At 63.7% G+C, this 10,885-nt stretch carries 9 protein-coding genes and 1 pseudogene; 7 read left to right on the forward strand and 3 right to left on the reverse strand.

Features of this window, described 5'->3' with window-relative positions; translation table 11 throughout:
• The first annotated feature begins 116 nt into the window (after positions 1–116).
• The 4 genes and pseudogenes from pcaH (at position 117) to IVA80_RS21765 (ending at position 4,446) form a co-directional block, all read left to right on the forward strand.
• Positions 117–818: a protocatechuate 3,4-dioxygenase subunit beta gene (gene pcaH, locus IVA80_RS21750; RefSeq protein WP_247434965.1), complete on the forward strand. Its 702-nt coding sequence runs from the start codon at positions 117–119 to the stop codon at positions 816–818.
• Positions 819–1,421 carry a protocatechuate 3,4-dioxygenase subunit alpha gene (gene pcaG / locus IVA80_RS21755; protein ID WP_247434967.1) on the forward strand — a complete coding sequence of 201 codons (603 nt, stop codon included), beginning with the start codon at positions 819–821 and terminating at the stop codon, positions 1,419–1,421.
• 221 nt (positions 1,422–1,642) lie between these two features.
• Positions 1,643–3,309: pseudogene (locus tag IVA80_RS21760) on the forward strand (HAMP domain-containing methyl-accepting chemotaxis protein).
• 75 nt (positions 3,310–3,384) lie between these two features.
• Entirely contained in the window at positions 3,385–4,446 is a 1,062-nt protein-coding gene (locus IVA80_RS21765) for an ecdysteroid 22-kinase family protein (protein ID WP_247434970.1), read from the forward strand.
• A gap of 102 nt (positions 4,447–4,548) precedes the next feature.
• On the opposite strand, the gene IVA80_RS21770 is transcribed toward IVA80_RS21765, so the two are convergent.
• The 3 genes from IVA80_RS21770 to IVA80_RS21780 are packed head-to-tail and all read right to left on the reverse strand — an operon-like array spanning position 4,549 to position 7,748.
• Positions 4,549–6,105: an MDR family MFS transporter gene (locus IVA80_RS21770; RefSeq protein ID WP_247434973.1), complete on the reverse strand. Its 1,557-nt coding sequence runs from the start codon at positions 6,103–6,105 to the stop codon at positions 4,549–4,551.
• A gap of 4 nt (positions 6,106–6,109) precedes the next feature.
• The gene (locus tag IVA80_RS21775) at positions 6,110–7,273 is read right to left on the reverse strand and encodes an HlyD family secretion protein (protein WP_247434976.1); all 1,164 of its coding nucleotides are present in this window, start codon (positions 7,271–7,273) and stop codon (positions 6,110–6,112) included.
• Positions 7,266–7,748, reverse strand: coding sequence for a MarR family transcriptional regulator (locus IVA80_RS21780; protein WP_247434979.1), 483 nt, complete (start codon positions 7,746–7,748; stop codon positions 7,266–7,268). The genes IVA80_RS21775 and IVA80_RS21780 overlap by 8 nt, the downstream gene beginning before the upstream one ends.
• Before the next feature lie 154 nt (positions 7,749–7,902).
• Between IVA80_RS21780 and IVA80_RS21785 the strand changes: the two genes are divergently transcribed.
• The 3 genes from IVA80_RS21785 to ispG are packed head-to-tail and all read left to right on the forward strand — an operon-like array spanning position 7,903 to position 10,682.
• Entirely contained in the window at positions 7,903–8,397 is a 495-nt protein-coding gene (locus IVA80_RS21785) for a transcriptional repressor (protein ID WP_247434982.1), read from the forward strand.
• A gap of 35 nt (positions 8,398–8,432) precedes the next feature.
• The gene (locus IVA80_RS21790; RefSeq protein ID WP_247434984.1) at positions 8,433–9,386 is read left to right on the forward strand and encodes a DMT family transporter; all 954 of its coding nucleotides are present in this window, start codon (positions 8,433–8,435) and stop codon (positions 9,384–9,386) included.
• Positions 9,387–9,398: 12 nt separating this feature from the next.
• Positions 9,399–10,682, forward strand: a complete 1,284-nt coding sequence (gene ispG / locus IVA80_RS21795) for a flavodoxin-dependent (E)-4-hydroxy-3-methylbut-2-enyl-diphosphate synthase (RefSeq protein ID WP_247434987.1) — start codon at positions 9,399–9,401, stop codon at positions 10,680–10,682.
• Positions 10,683–10,885 lie beyond the last annotated feature (203 nt).

Raw genomic sequence — 10,885 nt, forward strand, 5'->3', positions numbered from 1 at the left:
CACCGAAAGACCCGAGTCAGAGCCGAAGGAACCGCTTCCCCAAATTAGTTATGTCCTATAATGATTTGCGGAAGCGTTGACCGGCGGAAACAAAATGGCCGGGGAGGAGTTCGCCAATGACATTCATCTATCCCGTCGACAGCAACAAGGCGCATCCGCTGCCGCTGTCGCCCGAATACAAGAGCTCGATCAAGCGCGCGCCGAACAAGCCGTTGATCCCGATGCGGCACACGCTGTCGGAATTGACCGGTCCGGTCTATAGTCACGAGACCGTGCGCGAGGGCGACAACGATCTCACCCGCCAGCACAGTGCCGAGCCGCTCGGCGAGCGCATCATCGTGCATGGCCATGTCCGCGACGAAGATGGCCGCGGCGTGCCGAACTCACTGGTCGAGATCTGGCAGGCCAATGCCTGCGGCCGCTACGTCCATGTCCGCGACCAGCATCCCGCGCCGCTCGACCCGAATTTTACCGGCGCCGGCCGCACGCAGAGCGATGCCGCGGGTTACTACCGCTTCGTCACCATCAAGCCGGGTGCTTATCCCTGGGGCAATCACCACAACGCCTGGCGTCCCGCGCATATCCATCTGTCGGTGTTCGGCCATTCCTTCGTCACGCGCCTCGTGACGCAGATGTACTTCCCGAATGATCCCTTGTTTCCGTTCGACCCGATCTTCAACTCGGTACCGGACGAGAAAGCGCGGGCGCGGATGGTCTCGTCGTTCGATCTTGAGAACACCCAGCCCGAATGGGCGCTGTGCTACCGCTTTGACATCGTGCTGCGCGGCAAGAACGCCACGCCTATGGAGAATCAGTAAGTGCAGGACAACGAGAAGGACAACGGTATCACGCCATCGCAGACCGTCGGTCCGTTCTTCAAATACGGCCTGACGCCGAACGGCGAATACGCCTGGAATGACGCGTTCACCAGCTCGACGCTCACGCCCGACGTCACCGGCGACCGCATCCGCATCGAGGGCCGGGTGTTCGACGGCGACGGCATCGCCGTGCCTGACGTCATGCTGGAAATCTGGCAGGCGGACGCACAAGGGCGCTTTGCCGACCCGCAGGACAAGCGCGCGCTGCCGAATGCCAGTTTCCGCGGCTTCGCCCGCTGCGGCACCGACAAGGACGGCAAGTATTCCTTCGACACCATCAAGCCGGGTCCGGTGCCCGATCCCGACGGCAAGCTGCAGGCGCCGCACATCGTTCTTGCGGTGTTCGGCCGCGGCATGCTGCGGCATCTCTACACCCGCGTCTATTTCAGCGACGAGGCCGGCAACGTCGCCGATCCCGTGTTGGCGCTGGTGCCTGCCGACCGCCGCGCGACCCTGATCGCTGTGCGCGAAGCCGGCAAGCCGGTCTATCGCCTCGACCTGCGGCTCCAGGGCGGCGACGAGACGGTGTTCTTCGACGTCTGAGGCAACGCGGGCCGGCAATATCGAGTCGCCGGCACGCGGTTGTCTGCGCGTGCAATGTTTTTAGGTTTGTGTGTCAGCTTCGCTGCCCCAAAAACGATAGTTCAGCGTCCTCTCCGTATTTCTGCGTAGTTTTCCTCGCCGCGACTTTTCGCCGGTGCAATTCCGTATTTACCATGTTGATCTAGGATCGACGCGAATTTTAAGCATGGCCAGGATTTTTCATGAAAATTCGCCTGTCGCTTTCTTCTGCGATCATTGCATTCGGGATCGTTCTCGCCATTGGCTTTACCGCGGTCGTCTCGACCAGCCTTTACGCCCTACGCGAGCTCAAGGTCGGCGGTCCCCTCTATTCCGACATCAAGCTGGGCAACGACCTCATCGCCGACATCCTGCCGCCGCCGGAATACGTGATCGAGGCCTATCTCGAAGCCACCCTTGCCATGCGCGAGCCGGACCAGCTCGCGGCCCATGGCGAGCGCCTGGTCCAGCTCCGCAAGGATTATGACGAGCGCAAGGCGTACTGGACCACCTCCAGCCTCTCGGCCGATCTGAAGTCCGCACTGGTGTCGATTGGAAGCTCCTCTCCGATCAGCTCATGCCGGCCTTGAAGAGCAACGACATGGCCGGCGCCGAACGCGTCTATGCGCAGCTCAAGGACGCCTACAGCGCACATCGTGCCATTATCGACAGCATCGTCGAGAACGCGAACAAGCAGAATGCCGACATGGAGAAGCTGGCCGCCGACCGCGACAGCTTCATGCTTTATATCCTCCTCGGCGTTGCCGCTGCCATCCTGGCCTTCATTGCCGCCGGCCTGCTCGGCGTCGTCTTCGGCGTGGTGCGCCCGATCGTGCGCATGACGGAAACGATGCAGAAGCTTGCGACCGGCGACCTTGCCGCCGACATCCCCTTCGCGCACCGTCAGGACGAGGTCGGCTGGATGGCGGGCGCCGTGCTCGTGTTCAAGCAGGCGGCGGTCGACAATGCCCGGCTGCGCGAACAACAGCTGCAGAAGGAGCACGAGGCAGCGATCGCCAAGCGCGGTGCCCTGCACCAGATGGCCGAGACGGTCGAGCGGGAAACCGGCCGCTCGGTCGACACTGCGAGCGCGGCTACCCAGGGCGTCGAACGGGCCGCCTCCAGCCTGTCCGAGATTGCCCGGTCGTTGGCCACGGAGTCGCAGGCGGTGGCTTCGGCGTCCACCCAGGCCCTGAGCAGTTCGCAAACCGTCTCGGCCGCGGCTGAGGAGCTGAGCGCCTCGATTCGGGAGATTGCCACTCAGGTCGCACGCACCAGCACCGTCACCAAATCGGCGGTCGCCGGCCGCGAGCAGGCGCGCTCGACCATCCAGACGCTGGCTGGATCGGTCAAAAAGATCGCCGAGGTCACCGACCTGATTGGCGGCATCGCCGGCCAGACCAACCTTCTGGCGCTTAACGCCACGATCGAGGCGGCACGCGCCGGCGAAGCCGGCCGCGGCTTTGCAGTGGTCGCAGCCGAAGTGAAATCCTTGTCCGACCAGACCGCCAAATCGACCGAGGAGATCGCGCGCCTCATCACCGAGATCCAGGCCTCGACGCAGGCCGCCGTCGACGCAGTCGAGACCATGGGAGGCCACATCGTCGAGATCGACGGCGTCGCGACCTCGGTTGCCGCAGCGATGGAGGAGCAGGACGTAGCGACACGGGAGATCGCCCGGTCGGTTTCCGAGTCGGCCTGCGCGGCGAGGGAGGTCTCGATCAAAATCGCAAACGTCAGCCGCGACGCCGGTGCGGTGAACGAGCGCGCCGAGGAAGTCAGGCAGGCGATCGCCGGCATGGCGACCAACCTCGAACAGCTGCGGTCGGTCGTGGTCCGGACCGTGCGCGACTCCACGGCTGCGGCGTGAGCTCGGCGCGACGTCATCCGCTGGTGCCGGCGGTTGTGATCGTGCAGTATGGCGCGGCACGGGGCATCGTAGTTCATGGCAACTCCACAATTGCCGGCGGTCGTTGAGCCCGCCCAACTGACAGCCGCGCTACGCAGGGGCGGCGCACTGGATCGCGGTGCGGTCCGCGAAGTGAAGGTGCTGCATCAGCGCGACACCGCCGTGTCGCACATCGTCAGGCTTGGCCTGCGTTACGTCGGGGAATCCGACGGCGCCCCGCAGTCTCTGATTCTCAAGACGGCGCACGCCACTTACGCCAAGACGCTCGCAAACGGCGGCCGTCGCGAGGTTGCCTTCTACACACAGCTTGCACCGAGAATGCCGCCGGGGCTGGTGCCGCGCTGCTTCGACGGGCATTTCGACGAGGAGAGCCTCACTTGGCATCTCCTGCTTGAGGACCTCACCGACAGCCATGCGATCGCGACCCAATGGCCGCTGCCGCCCTCGCGCGAGCAGGCAACGGCAATCGTCACTGCTCTGGCGCGCTGGCACGCGGCGTGGTGGGATCATGCCAGTCTTGGCGAGACCGTCGGCAACTGGATGAGCGCTGAGGACAGCGCGATGCACATGGAGACTTTTGCCGGCCATTACGACCGCTTTGCCGATCTGCTCGGTGACCGCCTCAGCGAAGAGCGCCGCATTCTCTACCGCCGTCTCATCGACCAGTCGGCCCGGCTGTCCGAGCGGTACCATTCGCGGCGTCACCTCAGCATCATCCATGGCGATGCCCATATCTGGAATTTCCTGCTGCCGCGCGCGGGCGTCACAGATACCGCGCGCGTTTTCGATTTCGACCTTTGGAATATCAACGTGCCGGCCGGCGACCTCGCCGACATGATGGCGATGCAATGGTATCCGGAGCGCCGGCAGGCGCTCGAACGCCCGCTGCTCAATCTCTACCACGACACGTTGATCGAAAACGGCATCACGGGCTACACGCGCGGCGCGCTCGATCGCGACTATCGCTGGTCAGTGCTCTGGCACATCACCAGCCCGGTCTGGCAGTGGAGCATCAACGTCCCGCCGCTGATCTGGTGGAATAATATGGAGCGGGTATTTGCGGCCGTGGATGATTTAGGCTGCGAGGAGTTTTTGTAGGAGCACGCGCCGCACCTTCAGTGTCGTCCCGGATCAGCGCTCCGCTTCGCTCGCTTGTCCGGGACGGCGGCTACTCCTTGGCGCGCCACGTGCTAACGAGACCTACTCCATCACTGCATGTTCCGGCCCCGCGGCCTGCTTGCGCAGCGTGGCCTTGGTCGAGCCGATCAACAAAGCGAGCGGGATGGTGCAGAGAATGAAGAACATTATCAGCTGGTAGTCGTGCGCGAAGGCGATGATCTGTGCCTGCACACTGACCATCCTGTCGGCCATGGCGCGGCCGGCATCGGTGGAGAGATTGATCATGCCGCTGACGTCGGGCATCTGGAGCGCGTGGTTGAACGGGTTGATGTTCTCGGAGAGGATCGCATAAGTCCGCCGCGTGCCCTGCGTCAGCTGGGCGATCACGACGGAAATGCCGACCGAGCTCGCGACGTTGCGCATCAGGGTCAGCATCGCGGTGCCGTCGGTACGCAGCTCGTTCGACAAGGTCAGGAACGCCACCGTCGAGAGCGGCACGAAGACGAGGCCGAAGCCGAAGCCCTGGATGACGCTGACAGTGACGATCTCCGGCACCTGGGTCAGGTCGGTCCAGCCGGTCATCTGGAACAGCGAGCCCGCGGTCAGCGTCAGGCCCGCGATGATCAACGTGCGCGCCTCGACATAGCGCATCATGCGGCCGACCAGCATCATGGCGAAGAAGGTGCCGAAGCCGCGGCTCGCCAGCAGCAGGCCCGCGGTGATGATGGGATAGCCGATCACGTTCTGCATGTAGGGCGAGGCCAGCGCCATGGTCGAGAACAGCACGAGGCCCATCACGATCATGAACATGCAGCCGGTGACGAAATTGCGGTCCCTGAACAGCGCGAAGCGGATGAACGGCGTCGAGGTCGTGAAGGAGTGCGCAATAAAGAAGTAGAACGCGACGGCCGAGACGATGAATTCCGCGATGATTTCGTTGGACTCGAGCCAGCCCAATTGCTCTCCCCTGTCCAGCGCGAGTTGAAGCGAGCCGATCGCGATCGCCAGCGCGGCGAAGCCGAACCAGTCGAATTTGAGGCTGAGGTCCTTCCTGGTCTCGTCCATGAAGACGATCAGCCCGAGCACGGTGATGGCGCCGAACGGGATGTTGACGAAGAACACCCAGTGCCAGGAATAGGTCTCGGTCAGCCACGCACCAAGGGAGGGCCCCATGATCGGGCCCATCATCACGCCCATGCCCCAGATCGACATCGCCTTGGCGCGTTCCTGGAGCGTGTAATAGTCGAGCATGACCGATTGCGACAGCGGCACCAGGGCCGCGCCGAACACGCCTTGCAGCAGGCGGAACAGCACCATCTGGTTGATGTCCTGCGCCAGCCCGCACAGCACGGACGCAAAGGTGAAGCCGGCCGAGCAGATGATGAAGATGCGCTTGCGGCCGAAGCGGTTGGCGATCCAGCCCACGGGCGCCGTCATGATCGCGGCGGCGACGATGTAGGAGGTCAGCACCCAGTTGATCTGGTCCTGGGAGGCCGACAGCGTGCCCTGCATGTAGGGCAAGGCGACGTTGGCGATGGTGGTGTCCAGGGCCTGCATGATGGTCGCGGTCATGGCGCAGATCGTCACCATGTTCCGGCGCAGGCCGGGGACCATCAAATGCGCATTGGGGCCGGACACCGGATCAGTCCTTGTCCTGGTTCGCCGTTGCAGACAGGCCGAAGAGGCCGGCGAGCGAGCGCTGATGGCCGGTGTCGATGGTGGCATAGACGCTCATGCCGGCCTTCAGCTTCCGCACGTATTTGTCGGTCTCGTCGAAATAGATCCGGACCGGCACGCGTTGCACCACCTTGACGAAATTGCCGGTCGCGTTCTGCGGCGGCAGGATCGCGAATTGCGCGCCGGTGCCGGGCGAAAGCGAGCCGATCTTGCCCTTGAAGACGTGGTTCGGGAACGCATCGACCTCAAGCGTGACCGGCTGGCCTTCGGTGACGTAGGTGAGGTCGCTTTCCTTCGGATTGGCGTCGACCCAGGGGTGGGCGACGTCGATGATGGAGAACACCGGCGTGCCCGCGGCGACGTAGCGGCCGAGCTGGATCTGCTCGACCTGAGTCGCCACGCCATCCATCGGCGCGCGCAGCACGGTGTGGTCGAGGTTGCGCTGGGCGTCGTCCAGCTTGGCTTTCGCCTGCGCGTAGGGCGGGAATTGCTCCAGCGGCAACGCGGGATCGCCGAGCAATTGTGTCTTGGCATTGGAGAGCTGCTGTTTGATGAACTGCGCCTGCGCTCCGGCCGTGACCAGCGCATTCGACGCGTTGTCGAGATCGAGCTGTGAGCCGTAGTTGTTCTTCACCAGCGCCTGCTTGCGCTCGACGTCGCGCTGCTTCAGGTCGATGCCCTGCTGGGCGAGATTGAGCATGTCGCCGTAGATCTTGATGTTGGCAACGAGATTGTCGTAGGTCGTGCGGGCTTGCGCGACCTGCGCCTTGGCTTCTTCCACCGTGTGGCGAAACGGAACGGGGTCGATCTCGAACAGCTCGTCGCCTTGCTTGACGGTCTGACCTTCTTTCACGACGACCTTCTGGATCTTGCCGGAGATGTCGGGTGTAACCAGGACTTTCTGCGCGCCGACATAGGCGTCGTCGGTACCGACATAGCGGCCGCCATTGAGGTAGAAGGCAAGGCCGGCAACGGCGACGACGACCGGCAGCACGACTAGGAGCAGGACGCGGCGATACCGACGCAAGCCGGCCATCAGGCGGCGCCGCGGGTCGGTGCCAGCCTTCTTGGTGGGCTTGCCGCTCTCGATCTTCTGCTCGGGCTGAAATTTGAGGACCTGATCAGCCATAGCGCTGCTCCTTGCGTGCTTGTTCCGCGCCGCTCGCCTGGATCGCGTCACGCACGTTCTCTTTGATTGTTTCGAGCTGGGTGAGGAGACGGTTTGCGTCCGCCGGACTAATGCCCTCGAGCGCGTTGGCCGTGATTTCTGACCGCAGGCCGCTCATCTTGCCGAGCAACGTCCGGGCGGCCTTCTTGAGGTACAGGCGTTTGACGCGGCGATCCGAGGCGTCGCTGCGACGCTCGATCCAGTCATTGTCGCAGAGCTTGTCGATCAGGCGCGTCAGGGTGATCGGCTGTACCTCCAGCAGCTCGGCAAGTTCCGACTGCTTCATGCCCTCGCTGCGTTCGACCTTGGCCAGCACCGCCCATTGGGCCCGGGTGATGCCGAAGCGCGAGGCCTCTTTGTCGGCGTAGACGCGCAGCAGGCGATAGAGCTCGGCAAGCGTAAACAGGAAGTTCTGGTCCACGGGCCCGCGGCTCATGAGCTTGGTCTCCAATAAGCTTTGGATACTATAAGCAAGCTTATGATTATTTCATGGCGGGGTATCGGGACGCTGTCCCGCCGGAAAAGCATGGCTGACAGCCGGGCGCGGCGCGGCCTTTGGGTTCCCCGGCCGAAATGCTAGAAGACAGACAATGACCTTTGCAAAGCCGGCATTTCCTGCGCCCGACCACGATCACGGCCGCTGCACCGCGGACGCGCTGTCGCATGCCGAGGCGGTCTGCGAGCAACGCGCGCAGAAGTTCACGCCGATTCGCCGCCAGGTGCTCGGAGCGCTGCTCTCCAGCCATCGGCCGCTGGGGGCCTATGAGGTGATCGACGAGCTCGCCAAGGCGATACCTCGGCCGGCGCCGATCACGGTCTACCGTGCTCTCGAGTTCTTGATGACCAACGGCCTGGTGCACCGCATCGAAAGCCGCAACGCCTATCTCGCCTGCGCCGCCCACGACCACGATGCGACCTCCGCGGTGGCGTTCCTGATCTGCGAGCGCTGCGGCCTGGTCGGCGAGATTCCGTCAGCGTCCTTCGCCAAGGACCTCAATTCCGCCGCTCGTGCGTCGGGCTTTGCGCCGAAATTGTCCGTGGTGGAGATCACGGGCACCTGCACCCATTGTCAGAAAACATCTTGAAGCAACAACGGCGCGAAGCCGGTTTTTGGGAAGAAATGTCCTCACCTCAAGCAATGCCGTCCGCCGGGCGCCCTCTCAGTGCCGGCGCCATCGCCCTCATGCTCATGCTGTGCCTGACCTGGGGGTTCAACCAGATCGCGGTGAAGCTGGTGCTGCCGGATATCCCGCCGATGATGCAGGCCATGATCCGCTCGATGGGCGCACTACCGGTGCTGTTCATCGTCGGCAGCTTGCGCGGCGTCAACTTCTTCGAGCGTGACGGGACGTGGAAGGCGGGCCTGATCGCCGGGCTGATGTTCGGTATCGAATTCGTGCTGATCTTCCAGGGCCTGCGCCTCACCTCCGCCTCGCGCGCGGTGGTGTTCCTCTACACCGCGCCGTTCTTCGTCGCGCTCGGCTCCTATCAGGTGCTCGGTGAGCGGCTCGGCGCCTCGCAATGGCTGGGGCTCGCCGTAAGCTTTGCCGGCGTCGCGCTCGCGATCGGCGTGCCGCAGCCCAACGTCGATTCACACATCCTGCTCGGTGATCTCTTGATCGTCGGCGGCGCTGCGCTGTGGGCCGCGACCACGCTGGTCGCCAAGGGCACCCGGCTGCGCTTTGCCGCGCCGGAGAAGGCGCTGGGCTATCAGGTGGCGATCTCGATCCCGATCCTGGGCTTGGCGGCGTATCTGTTCGGGGAGACTATCACCCATACACCGTCACCGCTGTCGCTCGGCCTGATGGCCTTTCAGGCGATCTGGGTGGTGGGAACCACGTTCACGCTTTGGTTCGCACTGGTGAAGACCTATTCGGCCAGCAAATTGTCGGCTTTTACCTTCATCACCCCTTTGTTTGGCGTGGTGGGTAGCTATTTCATCATGCACGACACCTTGAGCCTGACATTCGGGGCCGCCGCGGTCCTTGTAATTGCTGGGCTTTTTCTGGTTAACCGTCCGAGCCGGTTGGCTGCGGCGCCGCCTGATGCATTGCTGAACGTCACCAAAACCTGATATTTGGACGCCATGAACAAGCTCGAAAACCCGCTTCAATCCGACATCGCCGGCCCCGCGCCGCGGCACCAGACCACCCAGGTCAATGTCGGCGGCGTTGCCGTCGGCGGCGGCGCGCCGATCGTCGTGCAGTCGATGACCAACACCGACACCGCCGATATCGACGGCACCATCGCCCAGGTCGCAGCGCTCGCGCGCGCCGGCTCCGAAATGGTCCGCATCACCGTGGACCGCGAGGAGGCCGCTGCCGCCGTTCCGCACATCCGCGATGGCCTGCTCAAGCGCGGCATCACCACGCCGCTGATCGGCGACTTCCATTATATCGGCCACAAGCTGCTGGCGGCTTATCCGGCCTGCGCCGAGGCGCTCGCCAAATACCGCATCAATCCCGGCAATGTCGGCTTCAAGGACAAGCGCGACACCCAGTTCGGCGACATCATCGAGATCGCGAACAAGAACAACAAGCCGGTCCGGATCGGCGCCAATTGGGGCTCGCTCGACCAGGAGCTTCTGACCAAGCTGATGGACGAGAACGCTGTGTCGGCCAATCCGCGCGATGTCCGCGCGGTGACCCGCGAGGCGATGGTGCAGTCGGCGCTGCTCTCGGCCGCGCGCGCCGAAGAGCTCGGCATGCCGAAGGATCGTATCATCCTGTCCGCAAAGGTCTCGGCGGTGCAGGATCTCATCGCGGTCTATCAGGATCTTGCGTCCCGTTCCGATTACGCCATCCATCTCGGTCTCACCGAGGCCGGTATGGGTACCAAGGGCATCGTGGCCTCCTCGGCCGCGCTCGGCATTCTGCTTCAGCAGGGCATCGGCGACACCATCCGGATCTCGCTGACGCCGGAGCCCGGCGGCGACCGCACCCGTGAAGTGCAGGTCGGTCAGGAGCTGCTCCAGACCATGGGCTTCCGCACCTTCGTGCCGCTGGTTGCGGCATGCCCCGGCTGCGGCCGCACCACCTCGACCACGTTCCAGGAGCTGGCCAGCTCGATCCAGGGTTTCATCCGCGACGAGATGCCGACCTGGAAGACGAAATATCCGGGCGTCGAAGAGCTCAATGTCGCCGTGATGGGCTGCATCGTCAACGGTCCCGGCGAATCCAAGCACGCCAATATCGGCATCTCGTTGCCTGGCACCGGCGAAGCCCCGGCCGCGCCCGTGTTCGTCGACGGCAAAAAGTTCCGCACCCTGCGTGGTCCGACCATTTCCGCCGACTTCAAGGCGCTGGTGATCGACTACATCGAGCAGCGCTACGGCCAGGGCGCCAAGGTCCCGGTGACCGCGGCGGAGTAGTTTTACTCCGCTCGCCGCGCTTTTGCGGCGCAATGTAGCCCGGATGGAGCGCAGCGAAATCCGGGGCCTCTCGCACCCTGACAAACCGTTCCCGGATTGCGCTTCGCTCCATCCGGGCTTCTGTAACGGGCCTTGGTTAGTCAATCCCTTTTTGCGTCATCCGCTTGCCGGGAACCTGCTTCTGTACGGGATCAACGCGATGG

Origin of the sequence: Bradyrhizobium sp. 139, from assembly GCF_023074175.1 — a bacterium.
GTDB lineage: Bacteria > Pseudomonadota > Alphaproteobacteria > Rhizobiales > Xanthobacteraceae > Bradyrhizobium.

Bases quoted from the DNA above. Each gene is read 5' to 3' on its own strand.
- pcaH (WP_247434965.1), top strand. From the start codon at position 117: ATGACATTCATCTATCCCGTCGACAGCAACAAGGCGCATCCGCTGCCG.
- IVA80_RS21765 (WP_247434970.1), top strand. From the start codon at position 3,385: ATGGCAACTCCACAATTGCCGGCGGTCGTTGAGCCCGCCCAACTGACA.
- IVA80_RS21775 (WP_247434976.1), bottom strand. From the start codon at position 7,273: ATGGCTGATCAGGTCCTCAAATTTCAGCCCGAGCAGAAGATCGAGAGC.
- IVA80_RS21780 (WP_247434979.1), bottom strand. From the start codon at position 7,748: ATGAGCCGCGGGCCCGTGGACCAGAACTTCCTGTTTACGCTTGCCGAG.
- IVA80_RS21785 (WP_247434982.1), top strand. From the start codon at position 7,903: ATGACCTTTGCAAAGCCGGCATTTCCTGCGCCCGACCACGATCACGGC.
- IVA80_RS21790 (WP_247434984.1), top strand. From the start codon at position 8,433: ATGTCCTCACCTCAAGCAATGCCGTCCGCCGGGCGCCCTCTCAGTGCC.
- ispG (WP_247434987.1), top strand. From the start codon at position 9,399: ATGAACAAGCTCGAAAACCCGCTTCAATCCGACATCGCCGGCCCCGCG.